At 42.9% G+C, this 23,365-nt stretch carries 22 protein-coding genes; 9 read left to right on the top strand and 13 right to left on the bottom strand.

Annotation, left to right across the window (positions count from 1 at the left end):
• The first annotated feature begins 338 nt into the window (after positions 1–338).
• The gene (locus FHW89_RS22455) at positions 339–2,867 is read left to right on the top strand and encodes an outer membrane beta-barrel family protein (RefSeq protein ID WP_172337290.1); all 2,529 of its coding nucleotides are present in this window, start codon (positions 339–341) and stop codon (positions 2,865–2,867) included.
• A gap of 228 nt (positions 2,868–3,095) precedes the next feature.
• Here the strand turns inward: FHW89_RS22455 and FHW89_RS29210 are convergent, their stop codons facing one another.
• Positions 3,096–3,656 (bottom strand): hypothetical protein, encoded by a 561-nt coding sequence (locus FHW89_RS29210; RefSeq protein WP_371742479.1) that lies wholly within the window; start codon positions 3,654–3,656, stop codon positions 3,096–3,098.
• Between the two features lie 1,320 nt (positions 3,657–4,976).
• Here FHW89_RS29210 and rlmH point away from each other — a divergent pair.
• The 3 genes from rlmH to FHW89_RS22435 all read left to right on the top strand — a co-directional run bounded on the left by rlmH (position 4,977) and on the right by FHW89_RS22435 (position 7,401).
• Complete coding sequence (gene rlmH, locus FHW89_RS22445) at positions 4,977–5,450, top strand: 23S rRNA (pseudouridine(1915)-N(3))-methyltransferase RlmH (RefSeq protein ID WP_172337288.1); 474 nt, start codon at positions 4,977–4,979, stop codon at positions 5,448–5,450.
• Between the two features lie 195 nt (positions 5,451–5,645).
• Positions 5,646–6,575 (top strand): cation diffusion facilitator family transporter, encoded by a 930-nt coding sequence (locus FHW89_RS22440; RefSeq protein ID WP_172337287.1) that lies wholly within the window; start codon positions 5,646–5,648, stop codon positions 6,573–6,575.
• Positions 6,576–6,987: 412 nt separating this feature from the next.
• Positions 6,988–7,401, top strand: a complete 414-nt coding sequence (locus FHW89_RS22435; RefSeq protein ID WP_172337286.1) for a Dabb family protein — start codon at positions 6,988–6,990, stop codon at positions 7,399–7,401.
• 163 nt (positions 7,402–7,564) lie between these two features.
• Here FHW89_RS22435 and FHW89_RS22430 read toward each other — a convergent pair whose 3' ends face one another.
• Together FHW89_RS22430 and FHW89_RS22425 are read right to left on the bottom strand one after the other, a co-directional pair.
• On the bottom strand, positions 7,565–8,080 hold the full coding sequence (locus tag FHW89_RS22430) for a DUF5606 domain-containing protein (RefSeq protein WP_172337285.1): 516 nt from the start codon (positions 8,078–8,080) through the stop codon (positions 7,565–7,567).
• An 84-nt stretch (positions 8,081–8,164) separates the two neighbouring features.
• Entirely contained in the window at positions 8,165–8,602 is a 438-nt protein-coding gene (locus FHW89_RS22425) for a peptidylprolyl isomerase (protein WP_172337284.1), read from the bottom strand.
• A 243-nt stretch (positions 8,603–8,845) separates the two neighbouring features.
• On the opposite strand from FHW89_RS22425, the gene FHW89_RS22420 reads away from it, so the two are divergent.
• On the top strand, positions 8,846–10,027 hold the full coding sequence (locus FHW89_RS22420; protein ID WP_216650661.1) for an asparagine synthetase B: 1,182 nt from the start codon (positions 8,846–8,848) through the stop codon (positions 10,025–10,027).
• A gap of 129 nt (positions 10,028–10,156) precedes the next feature.
• On the opposite strand, the gene FHW89_RS22415 is transcribed toward FHW89_RS22420, so the two are convergent.
• Genes FHW89_RS22415 through FHW89_RS22390 form a run of 6 tightly spaced genes read right to left on the bottom strand, consistent with a single transcriptional unit; the run spans position 10,157 to position 15,088 of the window.
• On the bottom strand, positions 10,157–12,349 hold the full coding sequence (locus tag FHW89_RS22415) for a putative porin (protein ID WP_371742475.1): 2,193 nt from the start codon (positions 12,347–12,349) through the stop codon (positions 10,157–10,159).
• A gap of 57 nt (positions 12,350–12,406) precedes the next feature.
• Entirely contained in the window at positions 12,407–13,222 is an 816-nt protein-coding gene (locus FHW89_RS22410; protein ID WP_172337282.1) for a purine-nucleoside phosphorylase, read from the bottom strand.
• A complete protein-coding gene (gene lpxK / locus FHW89_RS22405) occupies positions 13,185–14,249 on the bottom strand; it encodes a tetraacyldisaccharide 4'-kinase (RefSeq protein WP_172337281.1) in 1,065 nt (354 codons plus the stop codon). The genes FHW89_RS22410 and lpxK overlap by 38 nt, the downstream gene beginning before the upstream one ends.
• A 34-nt stretch (positions 14,250–14,283) precedes the next feature.
• On the bottom strand, positions 14,284–14,604 hold the full coding sequence (locus tag FHW89_RS22400) for a DUF5615 family PIN-like protein (protein WP_172337280.1): 321 nt from the start codon (positions 14,602–14,604) through the stop codon (positions 14,284–14,286).
• Positions 14,588–14,827: a DUF433 domain-containing protein gene (locus FHW89_RS22395; protein ID WP_172337279.1), complete on the bottom strand. Its 240-nt coding sequence runs from the start codon at positions 14,825–14,827 to the stop codon at positions 14,588–14,590. Before FHW89_RS22395 ends, FHW89_RS22400 begins: the two co-directional genes overlap by 17 nt.
• A 33-nt stretch (positions 14,828–14,860) precedes the next feature.
• A complete protein-coding gene (locus FHW89_RS22390) occupies positions 14,861–15,088 on the bottom strand; it encodes a hypothetical protein (protein ID WP_172337278.1) in 228 nt (75 codons plus the stop codon).
• Positions 15,089–15,138: 50 nt separating this feature from the next.
• Here FHW89_RS22390 and FHW89_RS22385 point away from each other — a divergent pair, with 50 nt between their 5' ends.
• Entirely contained in the window at positions 15,139–16,047 is a 909-nt protein-coding gene (locus FHW89_RS22385) for a serine hydrolase (protein WP_172337277.1), read from the top strand.
• 163 nt (positions 16,048–16,210) lie between these two features.
• Here FHW89_RS22385 and FHW89_RS22380 read toward each other — a convergent pair whose 3' ends face one another.
• Positions 16,211–16,711 (bottom strand): hypothetical protein, encoded by a 501-nt coding sequence (locus FHW89_RS22380; RefSeq protein ID WP_172337276.1) that lies wholly within the window; start codon positions 16,709–16,711, stop codon positions 16,211–16,213.
• Positions 16,712–16,785: 74 nt separating this feature from the next.
• On the opposite strand from FHW89_RS22380, the gene FHW89_RS22375 reads away from it, so the two are divergent.
• Together FHW89_RS22375 and FHW89_RS22370 are read left to right on the top strand one after the other, a co-directional pair.
• Complete coding sequence (locus FHW89_RS22375; RefSeq protein ID WP_172337275.1) at positions 16,786–17,073, top strand: hypothetical protein; 288 nt, start codon at positions 16,786–16,788, stop codon at positions 17,071–17,073.
• A 238-nt stretch (positions 17,074–17,311) separates the two neighbouring features.
• On the top strand, positions 17,312–19,672 hold the full coding sequence (locus tag FHW89_RS22370) for a TonB-dependent receptor (protein WP_172337274.1): 2,361 nt from the start codon (positions 17,312–17,314) through the stop codon (positions 19,670–19,672).
• Positions 19,673–19,806: 134 nt separating this feature from the next.
• On the opposite strand, the gene purN is transcribed toward FHW89_RS22370, so the two are convergent.
• Positions 19,807–20,385 carry a phosphoribosylglycinamide formyltransferase gene (gene purN / locus FHW89_RS22365; protein ID WP_172337273.1) on the bottom strand — a complete coding sequence of 193 codons (579 nt, stop codon included), beginning with the start codon at positions 20,383–20,385 and terminating at the stop codon, positions 19,807–19,809.
• A 128-nt stretch (positions 20,386–20,513) separates the two neighbouring features.
• A complete protein-coding gene (locus tag FHW89_RS22360) occupies positions 20,514–21,035 on the bottom strand; it encodes a hypothetical protein (protein ID WP_172337272.1) in 522 nt (173 codons plus the stop codon).
• 226 nt (positions 21,036–21,261) lie between these two features.
• On the opposite strand from FHW89_RS22360, the gene yiaK reads away from it, so the two are divergent.
• Positions 21,262–22,251 (top strand): 3-dehydro-L-gulonate 2-dehydrogenase, encoded by a 990-nt coding sequence (gene yiaK / locus FHW89_RS22355; protein WP_172337271.1) that lies wholly within the window; start codon positions 21,262–21,264, stop codon positions 22,249–22,251.
• Positions 22,252–22,628: 377 nt separating this feature from the next.
• On the opposite strand, the gene FHW89_RS22350 is transcribed toward yiaK, so the two are convergent.
• Positions 22,629–23,354, bottom strand: a complete 726-nt coding sequence (locus FHW89_RS22350) for an RluA family pseudouridine synthase (RefSeq protein WP_172337270.1) — start codon at positions 23,352–23,354, stop codon at positions 22,629–22,631.
• Between the last annotated feature and the right edge of the window lie 11 nt (positions 23,355–23,365).

The raw sequence follows: 23,365 nt of genomic DNA, 5'->3' as shown, positions 1-23,365 counted from the left end.
AATGTGAGTCACTAACCCGGAGCGAAGCATAGTTTACCCTGCTTCTTTCTCAATCAAATAATTCAATATAATAATTATGCTAATCTAAAGGAGCGTAGCGTGGCAATCCCCAATTAGCAGGGCCGCTCTGTAAATAGGGGATTGCCACGTCGTTCCTCCTCGCAATGACGTTAGGAGGGGGAATACCAGTCCAACAAAGTTCCTTCACTAAAGTTTACACAGAATTAATATCTTCTTAGTGTAACATATACATGACAATTGCTATTTTCCTAAAAAAATAAAAGTTTGGGGTGTAACATTTAATCTATTTTCGCCTCCAATTACGAAAATCCTTATAAATGAAACGTTTTTACATACTTATAGCACTTTTTTGTTTTGCGCTTTCGGCAAAGGCTCAGTTTGGTGTGGGGGGAAGTGGTCCAACAACTACGGGCCGTATATCGGGTACCGTAATTGATTCGGTTACCAAAAAACCAATGGACTACACTACAGTAGGTTTATATCGCAGCGGTGGTAAATCGCCCATAACTGGTGTGGTTACCGATGAGAAAGGTAATTTTAAACTGGATAATGTTAAACCCGGCAGTTATAAACTGGTGATATCATTTATCGGTTACCCGGCAAAAACTATTGATCCGGTGGTTACTACTGCGTCAAAGCCGGATAATAAAGTGGGCAATGTGCTTTTGTCTCCGGGTGCTCACGCGTTAGCACAGGTTAACGTAGTTGGCCAGGCTCCGCTTATCGAAAATAAGATCGATAAAATTGTTTACAATGCCGAAAAAGACCTTACCGCCGCGGGTGGTAATGCTACAGATGTGTTGCAGAAAGTACCTATGGTTTCGGTAGATATCAATGGTAACGTAGCAGTACGTGGTGACCAGAACGTACGTGTATTGATCAACGGCAAACCATCTGGCGCTACATCGGCCAGTTTATCAGATGTGTTAAAAACCATCCCTGCCGATCAGATAAAAAGTATTGAGGTGGTAACCTCTCCGTCGGCCAAGTATGATGCCGAAGGTTCTGGTGGTATCATTAACATCATCACTAAACAAAAAAATGTTTCGGGTATAAGTGGCTCCATAAGTGGTGGTGTTGGTACACGCCAAAATAACGGTAACATGAATCTAAATTATAATAAGAACCGCTTTAGTTTAGGCATCAACGCGGGTGGTAACTTAACCTGGCCGCAAACTTCGCTCACTAACTTTGATCAGGTATTGAAAGATGATAATGGCAATGAGATAACACATAACTTTAATAAGTCAACCAGCCGCATTAAAAGGCATGGGGCTATTGGTTCTGTTACAGCAGGTTATGAGTTTAACGCGTTTAATAGCATTAACTCTACCTTCAGGCTTAATGATGGTGGTTTTAATATCGATGGTAGTGGTGTTAATAATGCCAATTTGCTACAATATACAAGCCAAAGCATGTCACATAACCATTTTGGTGGTTTCGACTGGAGTTTAGATTATACGCATAAGTTTAAAAAAGAAGGTGAAGAGCTGACCGTATCCGGGCAATGGAGCCACAGTAATATTACTACAGATTATACCAACTTATTCACCGCGCTGAACCCAAGCCAAATCGGTGATAATAATGGTAAAAATAACGAGTATACTTTCCAGGCCGATTATACCCTGCCGGTAAATAAGTTGTTGAAGATAGAAGCCGGCGGTAAAACTATTCAGCGCCGTATTAACAGTAACTATGATATATTCAATACGGATGATCTGGGAAATGGCGCAGTACGTGATTCACTGAACTCCAATTTGTATGATTATACCCAAAATGTATATGCTGGTTATACCGTGTTAACTTTTACACTGCCTAAAAGCTGGTCGATATTAGCTGGTGGCCGTGTTGAGAATACCCGCATTAAAGGCGATCCGCAAAATCCTTTCCAGGATGCCAATAGCAACCTGTTCCAGAATTTGCAACCGTTTAGCTCAAGCTATACTACCTATATCCCAAGCTTAACTGTTCAAAAACAAATTGGTAATCAGACCATTAAATTATCATACAGCAAACGTATACAAAGGCCAAGCCTGCAGTTCCTGAATCCGTTCATTAACCGTAGTAACATACAAAACCAAAGTGTAGGTAACCCTAACCTGGCGCCTGAGGTATCGCAAACTATCGAGTTAGGGTATAATACCTTTATCAAATCGTCGGTACTGAACTTTTCGGTTTATTACAAAAGAACCAATAACCTGATAGAGGGTATCGCCGAAGGCTTGCCAGCTACCGAAATAATCAGCGGTGATACCGTTAGAGGTACACGTACCACCTACCGTAACGTTGGTCGCAATAATTCATTCGGTGCTAGTTTCTTTGGATCTGTAAGCCCGGTAAAAGCGTTGACTATAAGGGCAAGCATCAATGGTTATACTTATAGCCCAACTATATTTGATCAGTTTGCTGGCAGCGCTTCAAAAGTGGGTACTTATTTTCAATACACCGCTTTCGCCAGCGCTTCTTACCAGTTTGAACATAACTTCTTGGTGGAGCTGTTCGGGTTTAATAACTCGTCACGCAGAACTATACAGGGTACAAACCCGGCCTTTGGCATCTACGCGTTTGGTGTTAAGAAGCAGTTTATGAATAAAAAACTCGCTGTTGGCTTCAATACTGTACAGCCATTTGCCCGCGATAAACATTTCGACCAAAACATCAGCAGCCCTACATTTACCCAAACAAGCTCTACAGCATTTCCATTCCGCTCATTTGGTTTAACGTTTAGCTACAGCTTTGGTAAAACTACCTTCAGCAATCCTAATCAACAGAAAAAAGGCGTTAATAACGACGACCAGAAACAAGGTGATCAAAGCGGTGGCCAGGGTGGCCCAGGTGGCAGATAAGATGCAAGACTATTAGAGTCGTCAGGAATCAAGATAAGACAAGTAGGATGCAAGACTGTTAGAGTCAAGAATCAAGATAAGACAAGTAGGATGCAAGACTGTTAGAGTCAAGAATCAAGATAAGACAATAAAAAAAGCTCCCGATCATACATGACCGGGAGCTTTTTTTATTATTGATATGCAATCTTGATTCTTGACTCTAATAGTCTTGCGTCTATTTCCCTGCATCTATTCCTCTGCTTCTACATTGATACCTATCTGCTTTAGCAGCAGCGAAGCATTAAAAGTTTTACACTCGCCATGTTTGATCTTGTAATCAAACAGCATTTCGCCGTCTTTAACCTGGATATCAAAATAAAAATTGCGTACATAATCGGGGTATTTGGTTTCCAGCTGGGCAATCTGCAGATCGTGTGTGGCTACCATACCTACCGCTTTTTTAGCTATTAACTGTTCAATGACCGCTTTTGAGCCCAGGTATTTATCAACTGAGTTGGTGCCCCTCAGCATTTCATCTATCAGGAAAAATATTTTTGGTTCATTTTGCACCGCGGCCAGTAGCATTTGCAGGCGGTCGAGCTCGGCCTTAAAAGTAGAGGTGCTTTCGTTCAGCGAATCTTTAATCCGCATATAGCTAATGATGGTAATAACCGATACCTGCATGCTTTTGGCACATACTGGTGCACCGCAAAGAGCCAGTATAGTATTAATACCAATGGTGCGCAAAAAAGTACTCTTACCAGCCATGTTTGATCCCGTAATGATATCTACCTTAAAGGCATCATTCAATTCATAGTCATTGGCGATGCGCTTGTTTACGTTAATAAGCGGATGGGCCAGGCCCTGTGCAGATAGCGTATACGCATCACGGTCATCAATTAGTGGGAAATTCCATTCCGGGTAGTTGATGGCCAGTCCGGCTAAACTCAATAGCGCCTCAAATTCGGCAATTACGTCAAAGGCAACTTCCAGGCTTTCATTATTCTGGCGTTTCCAGTTCTCAATGGCTATAACCTGGCGTATATCCCATAAAAAGAATAAATTAAGCACAAAGGCTATGATCATATTCAAATGGTAATTGAGCTTATTGATCAGTGTGGCTAATTCTTTTATTTTGTTGGATATTTGTCCGGTTTTAAGTTGCTCAGCCAGGTGAGTGTTATACGCAGCCTGCCATTTTTCATCTTCAATGCGTTCAAAAACATCGGCATAATTGGCCAGGGTATTGCCTATCTTACCTGCTATCAGATCGGCCTTGGTGATGTACATGGCTTTGGAAAAAACCAGGCCCATATTGATGATGCCTACCAAAACCGCCACCAACCTTACTATGGGGGAAAACCAGGCTAACACTAAAAGTCCGGTGAACAGGTACGGCGCTATCCTGGTATAACGACTGAGCCATTTTTCACCCGGCATATTCAGTGGCATGTGCAGGTATTTAAAAAGATTGGGTAGCTGGTTCGCATCCTGTTTCAGGGCAAATACCAACCGGGTTTGGATATCCAGTTTCCAGTTGTTTTTCACGGCGATTTCCTGAACCGCAGCCTGCCGTTGCAGGATAACTTCTTTGGATGATGGCTTATCAAACCATCCCGCCAGCTTATTATTGCCGGTTGATGTAGCCGTACGGTTTACCAGTTGATAAAGGGAGGCATTGCCAAAAATGTCCAGATCAGCCGTGTAATAGTGTTTCTCGTTGCCAAACCGGGTGCCATCGTTATAAATACTGGCATGGGTTAATATGTTATCGATCTCGTTAAGATTCACCTTTTGCAGGTCCTCAAAATATTGTTTCTGGCGCTCATACTTGCTTTGGCGCGACACCAGCCAGGCAAAAGCGAAAACAAGTACCACAAACGCAACGGCTACAATACTAAAATTATCAAACTGTACAGCAATACAGATAGCCACTACAATAAGCGCGAAGATACTGAGCCGCAACAGGGAGTAGGTATTGGCCAGTTTTTTATATTTACCGGCTTCCTGACCGGCCGCGGCAGCACGTTGCTCATAATCGTTAATAATATCCTGTTGCATAATTGGTGTTAAAAAAATTGTGGCTAAATAAACACATATATTTTAAATAAACGTTTATTTGTTCAATATATGAAGATCACTTTTTTAACAGTTGGTAAAACCGAAGATGCTTATTTAAAAGAAGGTATCGACAAGTATGTAAAGCGCCTGAAGCATTACACCAAACTGGAATTGGTTGAAATTAACGAACTGAAAAACACCAAAGCCCTCAGTGCCGAACAACAGAAGGCCAAAGAAGCCGAGCTGATACTCAAAAAGGTAACCCCGCTCGACTATCTCATTTTACTGGATGAAAAGGGCAGTGAATATTCATCAACCCAGTTTGCTGCATATATCAATAAAAAAGAGATCAGCTCATCGGCCAATATGATATTTGTTATCGGCGGCCCTTATGGTTTTGATCAATCCGTTTATCAGCGGGCCAATGATAAAATATCGCTGTCGCGCATGACTTTTTCTCATCAGATGGTACGTTTGTTTTTTGTAGAGCAGCTTTACCGCGCTTATACCATTATTAAAGGCGAACCTTATCATCACGAATGATTTTGTCTGAACCATGATTCATAGGATTTTAGGATTAAGGGATTATTAAAAAAATCGTGGTAATCCTTTAATCTGATAAATCACGGTTCAGACAAACCATGCACATTTTTTTCCAATTGTGAACTTCTGATTAAGACAAAAATCTGCATAGCTGATATTTGCATATCTGCACATCAAAAATCCTATCTTTGTTGTATGTCAGCAGGTCACGATCATTCACATGCAGGTCATCATCATCATGACCATGCTCCCAAACTGGATCATTTGAATACCGCGTTTATCGTGGGCATCCTTTTGAATTCCATTTTTATAGTAGTTGAGGTAATAGCTGGCTTAACAACGCATTCGTTATCGTTATTAACCGATGCCGGTCATAACCTGAGCGATGTGGCCTCATTAGCCCTGGCGCTTCTGGCCTTTAAGCTCACTAAAGTAAGTGCCAATAGTAAATACACATATGGCTATAAACGGTCTACCATCATCGTATCGTTTTTTAACGCGCTGATCCTGTTTGTGGCGGTTGGTTTTATTTTGTATGAAGCCGTGGTACGTTTCCTGAACCCCGAAGTAGTATCGGGCGGTACAATGGCCTGGGTGGCTTTTATTGGTATTGCCATTAATGGCTTTACTGCATGGCTTTTTGTAAAGGATAAGGATAAAGATCTGAACGTAAAAGGCGCCTACCTGCATATGGCGGTTGATGCCATAGTTTCATTTGGGGTAGTGATATCTGGTTTGATCATCTATTTCACCAAGATCTATTGGATTGATAGCGTAGTGAGCGTAATTATAGGCATTGTGATATTACGTGGCACCTGGAGCCTGCTTAAAGATAGCCTGCGCCTGGAAATGGATGGCGTGCCTGCCGAAATGGACCTGGAAAAAATCAAAGCCGAGCTGATGAAAGGTAAAGGCGTGGTTGATGTGCACCACATGCACGTATGGGCGCTGAGCACTACCGAAAACGCGCTGACCGCCCACCTGGTGATCAAACCGGAAGCCATGGCCGAGTTTGATAATATTAAACACGACCTGCGCCACCGCCTGGAACATCTTGATATAAACCACAGCACCTTTGAACCTGAGTTTGCCGACGAAAAGTGCAAACAACCGGAGTGCTTGTAAGAGATGAATTATCCATCTTCGTCGCGTCATTGCGAGAAGGAACGACGTGGCAATCCCCGATTTACAGAGCGCTCAAGTAACTAATATTATTCTTCAGAGATTATGCTGATAAGATATTGGTTCGAATTTCAATACAACCATTGTAGGGAGCTTCCTGGTGGATTAGGTTTGGGATGTGGTATAACCGCGTATAATTATGAAGATGCGCTCTTTTTGTTAAGTAAGGAGGTATTTAAAAACACCCCTTTAGCTCCTATAAAGAAAGTAATTGAAAATGTGGATATATCAACCTTAGAGGCGGGGCATGTTTTGCCTAATATGGTGCCACCTAACCTGAGGGGGATATGGTATCCTTTTGGTTACAATGTTTTTAAATAATTCTTACTAATTTAAGACCATTATTTAGCTTCCCATGAAAACAAACAGACGCAAATTTATAACCACTACGGCTGCTTTGGCGGCCGGTACCGTAGCAACATCAGCAATGACATTATCAGAGTATCAAAAAGACGAATTTCCCATAGTTCACCATGTATTTTTCTGGCTTAAGAATCCCGGTTCAATTGAGGACCGTGACAAGCTCGTAGCAGGAGTAAAAACCCTCGCCAAAATTGAAACCATCAAGAAACTCAAAGTAGGCGTTGTAGCCAGCACCGAAAAACGCGACGTGGTAGATAATAGTTGGGCAGTATCCGAGCTGATGTTCTTTAGCGACCTGGCCGGACAAGCCACCTACCAAACCCATCCCATACACCTGGAATTTATTAAAAATTGTGGTCACCTGTGGGAAAAGGTTATTGTGTATGATGCGGTGGATGCCGCTTAATCATTAACTATTCTGTCATCCTGAGCGTAGCGAAGGATCTATTGTTGAATTTGCTAAGAGCAGAATAGATGCTTCACATCGTTCAGCATGACAATGCTATTTACAACATAAAACAAAGCCCCGGTAGTAACTACCAGGGCTTTGTTGTTTTAAAGCGTATAGCTTATGCTTTTTTGGCCGGAGCTTTTTTAGCTTTCGCTTTTGGAGCCGCAGCTGGTGCTTCTTCAGCAACTTCTTCAACAGCAACAGGAGCTTCAGCGGCCGGTGCTGCAGCTTCTGCCGGTGCAACGGTTGGATCCGGCTCGTTAAAAAGCGGCAGATCTTTTAACAGTTGAAACCATGATATCACTTTTTTCATGTCGGAGGCATAAACTTTCTCTTCGTCATGATCAGGAGCTACTTCAAAAAAGAACTCCCTTAATTTTTTACCGTCAGCTTTAGCGTCGGGGATGTTAGCAGCGCCTTTCATCTGCTCAAAAACATCAGTCAGTTTAATATCATCATCAACCCCAAAAATGGTGATCTCGCTCAGCGCTGCCAATTTAGCGGTTGACAGATTGGCTACCAGTTTGGTTTTTTGCGCATCAAGGCTTTCCAGCACATAACCATTTTTGTTTTGCGCCAGGGCTTTCCATAAACCCGGTTTGCCCGATACGGCTACAATTCCTTGTAAATTCATTTGTTTTATCAGTTGTGAGTTTTGAGTATTGGGTTTTGAGTGAGGTGTTAAACTCATCACTCAAAACTCCCAACTCTTTATTAATTAGTCTTCTATTACTTCGATGGTTAAAATTTTATCGCCCTGACGGATAGCGTCAACCACTTCAACGTTTTCAACAACTTTACCAAAAACGGTATGGTTGCGGTCCAGGTGAGCGGTGTTATCGCGGCTGTGGCAAATGAAAAACTGTGAACCACCGGTGTTACGGCCAGCGTGAGCCATTGAAAGCACGCCACGGTCATGATATTGGTTGTCACCGGTTAATTCGCAATCAATTTTGTAACCCGGGCCACCAGCACCTGTACCGGTTGGGTCACCGCCTTGAATCACAAAGTTCGGGATAACGCGGTGAAAGGTCACGTTGTCATAAAATTTTGATTTCGCTAATTTTTGAAAGTTAGCAACAGTATTTGGGGCATCTTTGTCGAAAAACTCAACAGTCATATCGCCCTTTTCGGTTTTGATAATTGCTTTGCTCATTTTATTTGTTTTTTGGAAAACAGTTGGCAAAGGTAATAATTTTGAGCTGAAAGGGAAAAGGATTTTAGAGAGGTGAAAGGCGAAAAGTAAAAGGAGAAAGGTGTTCTCATTTCATTTTTTACCAACCGTAATACATTCTGTGTTTATTCGTTAAATTTGAAAATGAAGTATTTTAAATACCTTTTTGCTTTTGCCTTTTGCCTTTTGCCTTTTCTTACTCGGGCTGCTTCAATCCTGCTCCCGATGGATGATGAACAGAAGGATCACCTCAAATCATACGGCATTGCTTTCTGGACGCTGAAGAATGGCGAAGAGGTGGATTGGTTGCTGAACTATCGCGGCGGCAGCTTTATGATGAAGTACGATCAGAAGATTGAAGAGGAGTGTAAGGTACGTGGTGTAAGTTACCAGGTACTGGCTGATGCCAAAGTAAGCGAAATACTGACCGAAGTAAGCGATCCCTCGGTGAACATGGATGTGATCAAATTAGAAAAAGCACCCAAAATGGCGGTGTACTCGCCAAAGAGCAAAATGCCCTGGGATGATGCCGTTACCCTGGTGCTGAAATATGCAGAAATACCCTATGACGTGGTTTACGACGAAGAAGTAATTCGGGGTGATTTGCCTAAGTACGACTGGCTGCACCTGCACCATGAGGATTTTACAGGGCAGTACAGCAAATTTTATGGTGCTTACCGGTTTGCCCAATGGTATATTGATGATATGAAAGGGCAGGAAGAGCTGGCCCACAAACTGGGGTTTAAAAAGGTATCCAAAATGAAACTGGCTGTTGCCAAAAATATCCGTGATTTTTGTGCGGGCGGGGGCTTCTTGTTTGCGATGTGCTCGGGTACCGATACTTTTGATATTGCCCTGGCCGCGGCCAATACCGATATCTGCGAAAGTATGTTTGATGGCGATCCGGCAGACCCGGACGCGCAGTCGAAACTTGATTTTACGCAAACCTTCGCTTTTCAGAACTTTGCACTGGATATGAACCCTATATCGCACCAGTTTAGCAATATTGATGTAACCAGTACCCGCCAGATTGATCGGACGCGTGATTTTTTTACGCTGTTTGATTTTTCGGCCAAGTGGGATGTGGTACCCAGTATGCTTACGCAGGATCATGATAAGGTGATCAAGGGTTTTATGGGATTAACCACCGCTTTTAACAAAAGCATGCTGAAGCCCGGTGTAACCATTATGGGCGAAATGAAAACCGCTAACGAAGCCCGCTACATCCACGGCGAATACGGTAAAGGGCAATGGACATTCTACGGCGGTCATGACCCTGAGGATTACCAGCACGCGGTAGGTGACCCACCAACCGACTTGAAACTGCACCCCAATTCGCCAGGTTATCGACTGATCTTAAACAACGTATTGTTCCCGGCAGCCAAAAAGAAGAAACAGAAAACTTGATTATTGGAGTGCGTGTGGGCTATGAGAGCGGGGCATGGGTGTGAAGAAGATCTCGTTGTTCAATTGAAAAACAAGGATCTCTTCTGTTTTTAAAAACAACGCTCCCGCACTAACACTGGCATCTCACACTTAATTATAAAACGTCCAGCTTACACCGAATTTGAGGAGGCGGTCCTGTTGTGGGTATCTGTTCACGGTGTAATATCCCTTGCTTGACAGGCCCTGGTTGGCATAATCATACATCAGGAATAAATTGGTACGTTGCAAGGTGGCCTTGAAATATACGGATGCTACCGGATACGATGAGAAGGTAACATTTGGTCCGTTATAAAACTGGCCTAAACCAACCGCGTACGATGGCGCCACATATTCTGAATTATAACGCACGCTTACCCCAAACGCCGATTGCAGTACGTTGAAAAATGTTTTGGTGAGATACAGGTTACTGTATGTATATATCTCCGGTGTGCGCAGGGTTGATTGATAGTCGGTTTTTTGATAAACCACAAAATTATCAAAATGCAGATTGCGCCATTGTAAACTTTTGCCAACGCTTATCTTCAATAAGTTAATATCGCTGCTGAGTTGTGTCGGGTGCGCGTCGTTACCACCATCCTGCGCGGTAAAGTACAGGTAATTAGATAGTAAAAAATACTCCACCTTTACATCAAACTGTAAGGGGGCATTAATGTAATTGAAGGATAAACTGGTTGTTTTTTGATTGCTGAAATCATTGTGGAAAATATAATGATTGGATATCCAGTTGGTATACACCAGTGGTGGCGAACTATTTTGGGTATAGGCTTCTAAAATAACTTTACCTACCCTGCCTCCTCCGGCCAGGTTAAGTTTGGCATCGTACAAATAATTACCAAAATCGCGGCCCTGCACTATCTGCCTGAAATCGGCATCCAAACCTATACGATCGCTAAAACGGTAACCCAATTTGGCCTTAAGGGTAATATCCTGAAAAGTAGTGTTTTGTACCTTATCCTGGTGAAGGTATTTGGCTCCATACTGGTTCAGGGCGGTATCGCTCACAAATTGGGCGTAATGCCAAAAATCGTGTACCAGTCCCAGGTCAAGTTTTAATTCGTTCTTAACAAACTTAACCGATTTGCTGCGCAGGTAAAAGCTATACGAAAACTCATTCTGAATGTGTGTATATACCGTCGAATCGCGCGAGCGATTATTGCTGTAGTAATAATCTGGAAATACGTTATAAGTATCAACGCCGCTTTCGATATAGTTATACCTGCCACTTTTAATGTTGAGCGTATGTGCCACACGCTGTGTAGGTAAAACCTTGGAATTCTCTTTACCCTTATTCAAACTGTCAATACGGCCCAGGTAGTAAAACTGTTTAATATATAAGCCTTTGTCGTTCCAGTTCTCGTAGCTGTTGGGTAAACGGACGGGGGCGTTCGCTTTAAAGAATACGGAGCCCGGAGCGCTTGTAAAAACTGAATCATTTAATATGGATCCGGTTTCGGGGGCTTTCAGGTTGTTAAACGTGGCGTTTGCCAACAAATTATAACGCTTGCTTTTCGACTCGTACCAGGTAAATATAGCCGCGTTTAAACCGCTTACGTTTTGCCCCAATACACTACTGCTGCTATAATAACCTTTGGATCCGTTAAAATTTAAATTAAAGCCCACATTCCAGTTGGGTTTAATATTTTGGGTATGGATTACCTTAAATATCTGTTCGGCCGAACTGCCAAATCCGTTAAAAAGCGATAGGTTGGAGTAGGCTACCCTGGTATTGTAATAATTGATATCCTGCGGTTGAATGGTATAAATATCAAGAGCGTGCAGGCCTACATCAAACCCAATGGTTTTAGAGGGTTCAAACAAGAGGCTCCTTTGCGCAAGCCCGGTATAACCCAGGTGTATGCGTGGGTTCCGGGGATCAAGCAGCGGGCTGTAATACTCAAAACGACTGATACCTGTATCGATAGCAAATGTCTGGGTACTATCGTTAAGCATCTTTTCGTTGGTTACACGAATAAATTTTGAAGTGTAAATAACAGAGTCGTGCTTATTCTCTTCCTTTTTACGCAGACTATCCAATAACTCGTCATCGCTCACCGCCCTGGTTTGTTTGATGGTGTCCCGGGTAGGTAAGGGGCGTTGCCGGCCGGTTTGGTTGTATTGTGCAAAAGCGCTATGTACCGATAGGCACAGCAGGAACAATAAAATATATTTGAGCGGCCTACGTGGTGTTAGAGTCAAGATATTAGCATCAGGAATCAAGACAAAAGCCTCCTCATGTAAACGATGATGCTGTAATGCCCTGTTGAAATATTTTCTTTTATTCACTTTAAAAACTCTTTTCTTGACTCTTATCTCTTGATTCTAATATTCTCGTTCTTATCTTCAACTACCGGCTATAAGTTCCTTAAGTATCATTGTTAGTTTGGGCTCGGCCTCTTCGGCAATTTTTATAATATCTTCAACAACTACCGGTTCAAGCACATCAGTAAAACCTTCATCGGTTAATACCGATATTGCGAATACGGGCAAACCCATATGGTTGGCCACTATAACTTCGGGCACGGTGCTCATGCCAACGGCGTCGCCGCCAATAATGCGTAAATAGTTGTATTCTGCTTTGGTTTCCAGGTTTGGCCCGGTAACAGCTACATAAACTCCTTTATGGCAAATAATATTGTTGGCTTTGGCTATTGTTAATGCTTTATCTATCAACGTACGCTGATAGGGCTGGCTCATATCCGGAAAACGGGGACCCAGCTCATTGTCATTACGCCCAACCAAAGGGTTATGTGGCTGCAGATTAATATGATCGGCTATGATCATCAGTTCGCCTTTTTTAAACTCCGGATTAAGCGAGCCACTGGCATTTGAAACATACAGCGATTTAATACCCAGGTATTTCATCACCCTTACCGGGAAAGTGATCTGTTGCATGCTGTAACCTTCGTAATAATGTAAACGACCCTGCATGGCCACTACCTTTTTACCGGCCAGCGTCCCAAAAATCAATTTACCCGAGTGAAACTCCAGAGTCGAGATCGGAAAATCGGGAATGTTGGAGTACATCAGTTGTTTTTCAACCTCTATTTCTTTTACCAGGCCGCCAAGACCGGTACCTAAAATAATGCCTATTTCGGGTTCAAAATCGCCAATGCGGTTTTTAATGTATTGGGCTGTGCTTTGAATATTTTCTAACATAATCTGTTACTAATTTATCAAACTGTTTTTGTTGGTTATTTAAAAACTCAATGCCTATGGGCAATACCAAAATATTAAGTTTTTTCACCACCTGCTGCAGATCCTGTTCCCCTAAACGCTGCGCGTCCTTTTCTGTTGTGATGATCAGTTTTTTTTGTGCAGTGCAGGCCAAAAAATCATCGGCAAGTTTACTGATATTTTTTAAGCTAAACTGGTGATGATCGGGATATTTATGATGGATAATGTGCTGAGTTTGTTTTTTTAAATGTTCCAGTAAAGGATAGGCATTGGCTATCCCCGTAAGCAGGAATATGGTTGTGTTAGCATCTATCACCGTATCGGTAGCTTTGCCGTCCATATCCTGAAGAGGCAAATAGCTTATCGATGTGAAAAAAACGTTTTGGTGTGTCAATGGATTTACTCTCTTTATAGCGGCTGCTTGTTTCTCCTCGCTCAAAACGGCCGGGCATTTACTGATCACGATAATATCGGCACGTTTGCGCCCGGCGAAAGGTTCACGCAGGTTACCCGCGGGCAATAGTAAACGAGGCTCGCGGATGCGATTATAATCAAACAGCAAAATGCTGAACCCGGGTTTCACGGCCCGGTGCTGGTAGGCATCATCCAGAATAATGAGATCGTGCGATGCCTGTAGCTGCTCAATCCCTTCCACCCGTTTTTCGGCCACGGCTATGGTAACGTTGGGGAATTTGTTTTTGAATTGTGCCGGTTCATCGCCTATATCCGAAGCTTGCGCCTGGGTGTTAGCTACCAGGAAACCTGTTGTTTTACGGCCATAGCCCCTGCTCAAAGTAGCCAGTTTGTGGTTGCCTTTCAGCAAACGGATCAGGTATTCTGTCATCGGGCTTTTGCCTGCGCCGCCTACATCCAGGTTACCCACCGCTATCACCGGCAGATCAAATTCCCTACTTTTCAATATACCCACATTGTAGCACCAGTTGCGGATAAGCACCACCAGGCCATACAATAACGAGAAAGGGAATAAAAGCCAGCGGAGGTATATCATAGGTAATACAAAGATATAAACGTTTGTATCTTTTTTAAGATACAACTATGACCGGTCCTGGGTTGCTGCTTTTGATATGTTTTTTTACGAGGGGAGTAAGTTTTGTTAACTCCTGGTAAGTATTAATTGGTGCAGAAAGCACAAATACTCTGATCGTGTAATGTTTGAAATTTTGTTGATGCTGTAAATTTTTATCAAAGGTTAACAACGCATCAAAATTTTCCTGCACCAAAAGTTTCAACAAGGCGCCATTTTTTACCCCGTTCCATCCTTTGTCTGTTACGGTATAAATTTCATGTTCAGTAAAATCAAGTTTGAGTTTCTTTTGCAGATTTTCATCAAGCAACAGCTTCATAGAGTTTGACAATGTCTTTTGAAGTGATGATCTTATTAGCAAGATCCAATAAAGCAACAGCTTGTTCTTTGGTTACAGAAGGAAAATCACCTAAAAAGTCATCTAAAGAAACGCCTGCCTCCAGGTGGTCAAAAAGAGATTCAACAGGAACGCGCGTTCCTGTAAAAACCGGCTGTCCACCTAAAATATCCTTATCGATATTGATAACTTTTTGAATATCCATAGATAAAGATACGAATATTTGAGTTGGTGAACATTACTTTGTCCGCCATTTATCAATCTCTTTGCGGGTTTGTTCAATAGTTGCAACTTGCTCGTCGGTAAAAACCGGGGCATCCAATAGAAATGACCTTAGATCTTTTTGTGGAGTATCTTCTGCAGACTCTTTTTCCAGCTCCTTTTTAAATCTTAGTAACTGATCTTTAGGGAGCTGCTTTACGATCTTAATCAAATTCTCAAAGCCTATATCAACCTGAATTTGCATGATCAAATTTACAAAATTTATTTAAATTAGTTTTTATTACACCATCCCTCATGAAGCTTAAACTACTTATACTTTTACTTGCTGTCACTTCAACCGTCTTTGCGCAAACCGATCGTAAGCTTACACAACCACTTAACGATGCGGTGAAGGGCTTTCACGGTCAGGTAGGCATTTATGTGCAAAACCTTAAAACAGGAAAAACGGCAGCTATTAATGCCGATACCTTGTTCCCAACGGCCAGCATGATCAAGGTGAGTATTCAATGTGGTTTGATGGATAAAATTGAAAAAGGCGAACTGCAATACAACCAGAAACTGGTTTACCGCGATTCATTGTTATACAGAGGCGAAGATATCCTGGGCTCCTTTAAAGATAAAGACACCATACAATTGAGCAAAGTAGCCCTGCTCATGATCACCATGAGCGATAATACGGCCAGCACCTGGCTGCAAAAGCTGGTGGGCGGCGAGTATATCAATAACTGGCTACAGCAAAACGGGTTTAAGGTTATGCGGGTGAATTCGCGCGTACCAGGCCGCGAAGCTATCCGCAGCATTTACGGCTGGGGGGTAAGCACGCCGTTTGAAATGTGCCGCCTGTTCACCATGATCAGACAGGGTAAAGCGGTGAGCGCTGCCGCCAGCGAGCGCATGAGCCGAAACATGGCACGTATTTATTGGGACGAGAAAGCACTGTCGCAGATACCTCCCTATATACAAACCATATCCAAACAAGGCGCCGTTGATGCCGCCAAATCAGAAACTGTACTGGTGAACGCCCCGCATGGCGATTATGTATTTTCGATCATGACCAATCATAATACCGACCAGCGCTGGGTACCCGACAATGAAGCCAGCGTGCTTATTAAAAAAATATCGGCCCTGCTATGGCACTACTTTGAACCAAGGAGTAATTGGAAGCCTGCCGAGGGGATAGATAAGTATATGAAGAATGAGTAATTGTTAAGCCAGAAGTACTGAGCCGGGAGTTTTAAGTCCAGGTCAAATAAAGCAAACTTGGCCGTCGCAGAGCGACAGCCATAGGGGTTGGGAAGAGAATGTTGTCGATTAAAATTCTCTTGAGCGTGTGCATGTAGTTTGGAAAGAGAGGTTCTATTTCTTTTTAATTAACACGCTTGACAAGATACTTTGTTAAATCCCTAATAGTAAACATCATTTCGATATATGTTTCTTCACTAAAGGGAATTGTTTTTGCTTCATTCTTAAAGCTAAGGAAACTTATTTTTTCATTATCTAATCTGCCATCTTCAGTGGTATCCACTATTCTGTGTGCCAAAATGTTTCTTTGTTGCGTTAGATAATCTAAATCATTATTCATGCTATAAAATTTCTTTGGCTCGGGGTGTACTCTGAATGATTTGTATTCATTATACCAAAGCAAATCATATTTCATTGCTAAATGAATGAATATTTGCCTTTTAGCATCGAAGCTTATTCTATTATCACCTAAAAATAATAGGTGCATATCTACAACTTTAGTTTCATCGCTTGTAAAATAATTAGTGATATATGAATCAACAAATTTTTCCATCCACGTCATTTCATTAATGATATTTCCCCTATATTTTGCCGCTAACGCATACATTTCTTCTGTAGTTCTCATAGTGATTATTGTTTGGGTTTAAATTGCCAAACTATGAATATATTTTCGATTAAATTGGTAATTTAAGAGGACATATGCTGATTAAAACAAATCCTGCCTTCGCCTGGCTGTTGCCGATAGGCATTGGAAAAAAAGCGGATGGCAGTGCGATTCCCCTCTTGAGAGGGGTGGAGGGGTGGGTTCTTCCGCTTTATGAACACCCCCCTGCTACAACACCATTCTACGGGCCCCTCTCAAGAGGGGAAGTTAACATCCTCTATAATCCCGGCCTGGTTTCTCGCAGAGAGTCCTGGCTGGGTTTACATGTAAACCCGGTTTTTGATGATGGAATTTGTATAACTAATTTATTATCAACTATATAAATCAATGTTAACCTTGAAAAGTGTAAACCATGTAAACCCACTTTTTAGCCGTTGCCCGGCTCCAGCCGGGTGACCACTATTCCCAGGCCTCTGGCCTACGAAAAGCAAGATCATTCCTCATCTTTAAACACATTTTAGTAATATTTCTCTTCCTCGCCTCCAACATGCAAAGCGTTTTATTATAATTGGAAAATATATCAATGTGTGTTTCTGACACCTGCCAATTGCTGCCTTTACGATGAAAACAATATTTACTTTATTAGTACTGTTCCTGTTTGCTGTTACTGTAAAAAGTCAAACCCGCGCTAATTTATCGGGTACTGTGACTGGTGATAAAAGGCAGGCTATCGCCGGTGCTTCGGTTTACCTGCTCAATACCAATTATCATACTAATGCCGATAAAAACGGAAAGTTTGTATTCAGTAACCTGGATGCCGGTACCTATACCCTGCACATCAGCGCAGTAGGTTATGCTGCTAAAAACCAGGAAGTTAAAATTGGCGGCGGCAAGCAAACTGTTGATATCTCCTTAAAAGATGCAGCCAACCAACTGGATGAGGTTACCGTAACCGCCCAAAAATATGAGGAAGACGCACAGCGGGTGCCTATCAGTATTTCTACCTTAACGGCAAAACAGATACGCGATTACCGCCTGTGGGATCTTAAAGATCTGACAGCCATTGCCCCCAACCTTAACTCGGCCGGGCCCGGTGATAACCGCACCGTGAGCGGCATCAGGGGCATTGTGACTACTTCATATGACCCTGCGGTAGCTACCTATGTAGATGGCGTAAACCAGTACGGCCTCGATACTTATATCCCCCAATTGCTGGATGTGGAAAGGATAGAAGTTTTACGCGGCCCCCAGGGAACACTTTATGGTCGTAATGCTACAGGTGGGGTTATCAATATCATCACCAAACAACCCTCCAACACCCTAAGCGGTTTTGCCGGGCTCGATTTTGGCAATTACGGGCAGCAACGCTATACCCTGGGCTTGCGTGCACCGCTTATTAAAGACCGGTTATTTTTAGGCGTTGCGGGTGTTTACTCTGGTTTCAACGGTTTTTATACCAATACGTTTAACAACACCCATTTTGATAAGCAGCATTTCTTTTTAGGGAATTATTACCTCAAATTCCTGGCTACCTCCAAACTGGCCCTCACCTTAAATGTTAAAAATTATAACAACCGCAATAACGGCGCTTTCCCGCTGGCGGGTTCACCGGCCGATGCCCTGGCCAATCCGTTTAAGGTTGATCAGGATGCTACTACCAGAATGATCGATAATACTTTTCAATCCTCACTGGCTGTTAGCTATGCGGGGCGAGATTTTAACTTTACTTCCCAGTCGTCATATCAGGTTAATAACCGGTATTATACCACGCCTATCGACGGGGATTTTTCGCCTATTGACGGCATCTCGATCATTAATAATTATGGTGGCGACTGGAACAAGGTGAAAACCGGGATACAGGAATTCAGGTTTACTTCACCCGCTTCCTTAACTTCGGCATTGAAATGGACAGCCGGCGCCTATGGTTTTTATCATTATGCACCTAACCGCCAGGGTACCCATTTTGGTGCCGACGCAGCAGCCGTAGGTTCACCCATGACCGATTTTACCAGCATCAACACCAATACCGATCGTAACCTGGGCGTAGCCGTTTACGGCCAGGCCACGTATACTATAAGTCCGGAGTTTGATATCACTGCCGGGCTGCGTTATGATCATGAGCATAAAAAAGAAAGCATACTGGGCGAATTCCAACCCGACGGACAAGCGGCTGTAGTGACCCGGTCGGATACCTCATCAAAAGCCAACTTCAACGCTTTTTCGCCAAAGCTAAGTGTGGCTTATCATCTTTCGGCTAATAACAACCTATATGCCAGTTACAGTCGTGGTTTTAGGGCTGGTGGTATCACCGAGCTGGGATCCGACCCGTCGCAACCGCCGCTGTATACCTTTAAGCCCGAGTACAGCAATAACTATGAAATAGGATCAAAGAATAATTTTTTAGATAATAAACTGCGCGTGAATATTACCGCGTTTTATACCCGGGTAACAAACGCTCAGGTACCTACACTGGTATTGCCCGATGCTATTACCATTACCAAAAATGCAGGCAAGCTAAGCAGCAAAGGCGCCGAGCTGGAGCTGAGCGCCACGCCGGTAAAAGGCCTGGCCTTGGATTATAATTTTGGATATACCCATGCCCGCTATACCAGCCTGTCCATAGGTAGTAACGGGCAGATTGTGGATTTGAAAGGCAACCACCAGATCTACACGCCTGATATTACATCCATGCTGGCTGCACAATATAGCTATGACCTGGGCGGCCCTCAAAAAGTAAAGCTGGTGGCCCGCGGCGAATGGCGCTACCTTGGCGATCAGTATTTTGACCTCGCTAACCAGATTAAACAAAAAGCCTATAGTAAGTTTAATGCCAGGCTGGGTGTCGATACCAAAAACTTCAGCCTGTTTTTCTGGGAAAGTAATATCGCCAATAAAAAATATATGGACTATGCCTATGACTTTGGTGCATCGCACTTAGGCAACCCGCGTACCTATGGCGTATCATTAAGCACGAGTTTTTAGAGATGAAAAATAATATCGAACACTGAATGTCGAATTTTAAATAATGATTTAACAAAGAATCAGGAAATCCTGAAATCAGGAAGATCATGGTTCAGAAAATCAACGAAATCAACGACATCAAAAAAAATCAGCGGTTAACTTTTCATCTTCTTCAGCAAAGCCTCTACCACTTTTGGAAAATGGTGGTGCTCCAGCTGCTGACCTTTAAATTTGATCATCTCGAGGTTATCGCCCGGTTCAATCCTGAATTTAGATTGGTGAATGATCTCGCCTTCATCAAATTGTTCATTTACAAAATGTATAGTGATGCCGCCTTCCTCTTCACCGGCCTCCAGAATAGCTTTATGCACGTTATCCCCATACATGCCTTTACCGCCATACTTGGGTAGCAGGGATGGGTGAAGGTTTATGATCTTGTTAGGGAAAGCTTTTAGTAATGACGCGGGTACCAGCCATAAAAAGCCTGCCAGTACAATAAGGTCAACCTGCAGGTTTTTAAGCAGCCTGATCACATCGTCGGTGTCAAAAAATTCATGCCTGGTAAATATGTGCGATGGCACTTCAAAATTGTCGGCCCGCTGTAATACATAAGCCTGAGGGTTATTGGTGAGTATCAGCACTACTTCGGCATCGGCATTGCGTTTAAAATGCTCCATTAACTTTTGGGCATTTGACCCGGAACCTGAAGCAAAAATGGCAATTCGTTTCTTCATTAAAATTTGGGGCTTTTCAAAGGTGATGATGTTACCTGTAAATGTTTATTTATAGGGATTTGTTTTATGTTGCTGGTAATTTTATTATAACAAATTACATGTATCATAATCCAAATATAAAAGTTTACTTATTGTGATACTCTTTTTTGCTTGATAAATCCGTACCGCATAATTCTCCGTTTTGAGGTTGGTGAATAATTTGGCTGTACATCGCCGGTTTGTAGTACCAGCGAATAAACCCCAAGCGTTGCTATCTGCGCATTGGTAAAAGGCTGTCTTGATTTTACTTCCTTGTTAACATTGCCTGTGGTATCCTTACAAGTCATATCTGAATTGATGAAAAGCCGGTTTGCAGTAAGCGACCAGTTGCCGGTTGTTTTTTGCGCCAGGCATGAAAAATTCACAAAGGTACAGGTATTGTTGGTATTGAAAGTGAATGTCTGGGTCGAGTCGCAACCAACATTCAGATTGATTGCAGAACCTATTTGCGTATCGCCCACATAGTTGCTAACCTGTATGGTAGCCAGCAGCCAGGTGCCGGTTGTAAGCAGGTGCGGTATGTTACTGTCTGAATCCTTTTTACAGGAGTTACAGAGCAGGTTAATGATAACTAAACCTAAAACAAAAACTAAAGGGATTTTATTTCTCATAGAAAATACACAGGCAAAAATAAATATTCCCGGTTATTAGTTGGCAACCAGTATGTAATAATAACTCTTTTAAACCAAAATTATTTTAATAAGATGGTTTAGCCATTTGCCCCTTAAATAAAATAGGAGCCGGATATTTTATTTTTACTTTTGAGTTTTTCACGAAGTATTTTTAGATTAAGGAGTTCAAGAATGCTTCGCCGTTTTGACTTTTTACTTATCCACCATGCGTATACCCTTTGAAAAACTGAAAGCCGAATTTAAACGAATATTGCTCAATCTTGATTTTAAAGAAGATAAAGCCGAAAAATGCGCTACCATTTTTGCCGAAAACAGCAGGGATGGGGTGTATACACACGGACTTAACCGTTTTCCGGTTTTTGTGCAATTTGTAAAAGGGGGCTGGGTTAAGCCCGATGCCGAACCTGTAAAAGAAGCCAGCTTGGGTGCTATTGAACAATGGAGCGGTAATTATGGTCCGGGAATGTTGAGTGCCGGTATATGTATGAACCGTGCCATGCAACTGGCTAACGAAAATGGCATTGGCTGTGTGGCCATCAAAAATACCAACCATTGGATGCGTGGTGGTACCTATGGCTGGCAAGCTGCCGAAGCCGGCTATATCGGCATTTGCTTTACCAATACCATTGCCAACTTACCGCCCTGGGGTGGTCTCGATCCGCGTTTGGGTAACAATCCCCTGGTGATAGCTGTACCCCGCAAAAACGGGCATGTGGTGCTGGATATGGCCATCTCGCAATATGCAGTGGGTAAATTAAAACAGTACGAAGCAAGCGGTGAGGAACTGCCGCTGCCCGGTGGCTATGATAGTGAAGGACACTTAAGTACCGATGCCGCGGCTATCCTGCAATCGGAGCGGGTGCTGCCCATGGGCTTTTGGAAAGGTTCCGGACTTTCACTGGTGCTCGATCTGCTGGCTACAGTTTTAAGTGGCGGTAACTCCACCGCCAGGATCAGCAAAGAGAAAACAGAGGCTGGTATTTCGCAGGTTTTTATCTGCATAAAACCCAAAGATGATGCGCAAACCGATACCCTTATTGAGGAGATTATCAGTTATACCAAAACCAGCCGGCCCGAACATGCCGGAACAACCATCTCTTATCCCGGCGAAAACACACTGAAAACCCGCGCCAAAAATCTGAGCGAAGGTGTTTTGGTTGACGAAAAAATATGGAACACCGTGCTGGGCCTTTAGGAGAGAGCCAAGAGATAAGAGTCAGGAATCAAGAGACAGAAGGTAGCCGATTAAAAGTCAAAAGTTTGGAGAGTGTTCCATTCTTTTTTGGGAAGAGAGAATATCATTGATTTATGGTACTCTGTAGGAGTAAGAACTTTGTAGGAAACAAAGGCATAAGTATTTAGCATGCCGTAGGTATGCAACCTGTTCTTAATAGGTCACGCCGAATTTATTTCGGCATCTCACCTGCAAAGTTGCAGACAGGGATGGTTTTAAACCTGCTGATGGGGTGCTGAAACAAGTTCAGCATGACCTGTATTTTGTTCAGCCCTTGGTCGGTGTTATCACAACACCATTTTTATATTGATTCCTGACTCTAATCTCTTGCTTGTCTCTTACTCCCCAATCATCATCCCCTCAAACTTTTCCCAGAAACCATCGTGCGGAACGGGAGCTATGATGGTTACCGGTTCGTTTTTAACTGGATGAACGAAGGTGAGCTTGCGGGCATGCAGGCAAATGCTTTTGCGCAGACTGCCGCGTGGGTAGCCATATTTATTATCGCCAACAATGGGAGTGCCCAGGGTTGATAGCTGTACCCTGATCTGGTGCGGTCTACCGGTTATCGGATCAACCTCAATAAGGTAGTAGCCATTAAGTTCACCAACCAGTTTGTAGTGTAATTCGGAGCGTAAACTGCCCTGAACTTCTTTGTCATGCGCTTTGGTTACGTTTTTTTGCGAGTTTTTTACCAGCCAGTGTACCAGGGTGCCCGCCTCGGGTTGGGGGCGCTTACGCACCACAGCGTAGTAGGTTTTGTGCATATCGCGGGCTTTGAACATTTTGTTAATGCGGTCCAATGCCTTGCTGGTTTTGGCAAACAGGATAACGCCGCTTACAGGGCGATCCAGCCGGTGCACCACGCCTAAAAACGCGCCGTTGGGTTTGTTGTATTTTTTGGCGATATATTTTTTAACCTTTTCATCCAGCGGTTCATCACCGGTTTCATCAACCTGTACAATATCACCGGCGCGTTTGTTTACGGCAATAAGGTGATTGTCCTCATAAAGGATATCCTTATCGGTAATATCATAACTGGTATAATTAAATTCGGGACGCATGTTGTGTTTAG

It is taken from the genome of Mucilaginibacter sp. SG564 (assembly GCF_013149275.1).
GTDB lineage: Bacteria > Bacteroidota > Bacteroidia > Sphingobacteriales > Sphingobacteriaceae > Mucilaginibacter.
Note: the sequence above shows the minus strand (reverse complement) of the source record. Positions and strands in the feature narration are given on the sequence as shown.

Bases quoted from the DNA above. Each gene is read 5' to 3' on its own strand.
- FHW89_RS22440 (WP_172337287.1), top strand. From the start codon at position 5,646: ATGTCAGCAGGTCACGATCATTCACATGCAGGTCATCATCATCATGAC.
- FHW89_RS22370 (WP_172337274.1), top strand. From the start codon at position 17,312: ATGAAAACAATATTTACTTTATTAGTACTGTTCCTGTTTGCTGTTACT.
- FHW89_RS22395 (WP_172337279.1), bottom strand. From the start codon at position 14,827: ATGGATATTCAAAAAGTTATCAATATCGATAAGGATATTTTAGGTGGA.
- FHW89_RS22455 (WP_172337290.1), top strand. From the start codon at position 339: ATGAAACGTTTTTACATACTTATAGCACTTTTTTGTTTTGCGCTTTCG.
- FHW89_RS22385 (WP_172337277.1), top strand. From the start codon at position 15,139: ATGAAGCTTAAACTACTTATACTTTTACTTGCTGTCACTTCAACCGTC.
- yiaK (WP_172337271.1), top strand. From the start codon at position 21,262: ATGCGTATACCCTTTGAAAAACTGAAAGCCGAATTTAAACGAATATTG.
- lpxK (WP_172337281.1), bottom strand. From the start codon at position 14,249: ATGATATACCTCCGCTGGCTTTTATTCCCTTTCTCGTTATTGTATGGC.
- FHW89_RS22435 (WP_172337286.1), top strand. From the start codon at position 6,988: ATGAAAACAAACAGACGCAAATTTATAACCACTACGGCTGCTTTGGCG.
- FHW89_RS22410 (WP_172337282.1), bottom strand. From the start codon at position 13,222: ATGTTAGAAAATATTCAAAGCACAGCCCAATACATTAAAAACCGCATT.
- FHW89_RS22430 (WP_172337285.1), bottom strand. From the start codon at position 8,080: ATGAATTTACAAGGAATTGTAGCCGTATCGGGCAAACCGGGTTTATGG.
- FHW89_RS22400 (WP_172337280.1), bottom strand. From the start codon at position 14,604: ATGAAGCTGTTGCTTGATGAAAATCTGCAAAAGAAACTCAAACTTGAT.
- FHW89_RS22390 (WP_172337278.1), bottom strand. From the start codon at position 15,088: ATGCAAATTCAGGTTGATATAGGCTTTGAGAATTTGATTAAGATCGTA.
- FHW89_RS22375 (WP_172337275.1), top strand. From the start codon at position 16,786: ATGCTGATTAAAACAAATCCTGCCTTCGCCTGGCTGTTGCCGATAGGC.
- rlmH (WP_172337288.1), top strand. From the start codon at position 4,977: ATGAAGATCACTTTTTTAACAGTTGGTAAAACCGAAGATGCTTATTTA.
- FHW89_RS22425 (WP_172337284.1), bottom strand. From the start codon at position 8,602: ATGAGCAAAGCAATTATCAAAACCGAAAAGGGCGATATGACTGTTGAG.
- purN (WP_172337273.1), bottom strand. From the start codon at position 20,385: ATGAAGAAACGAATTGCCATTTTTGCTTCAGGTTCCGGGTCAAATGCC.
- FHW89_RS22350 (WP_172337270.1), bottom strand. From the start codon at position 23,354: ATGCGTCCCGAATTTAATTATACCAGTTATGATATTACCGATAAGGAT.
- FHW89_RS22380 (WP_172337276.1), bottom strand. From the start codon at position 16,711: ATGAGAACTACAGAAGAAATGTATGCGTTAGCGGCAAAATATAGGGGA.
- FHW89_RS22420 (WP_216650661.1), top strand. From the start codon at position 8,846: ATGGATGATGAACAGAAGGATCACCTCAAATCATACGGCATTGCTTTC.
- FHW89_RS22360 (WP_172337272.1), bottom strand. From the start codon at position 21,035: ATGAGAAATAAAATCCCTTTAGTTTTTGTTTTAGGTTTAGTTATCATT.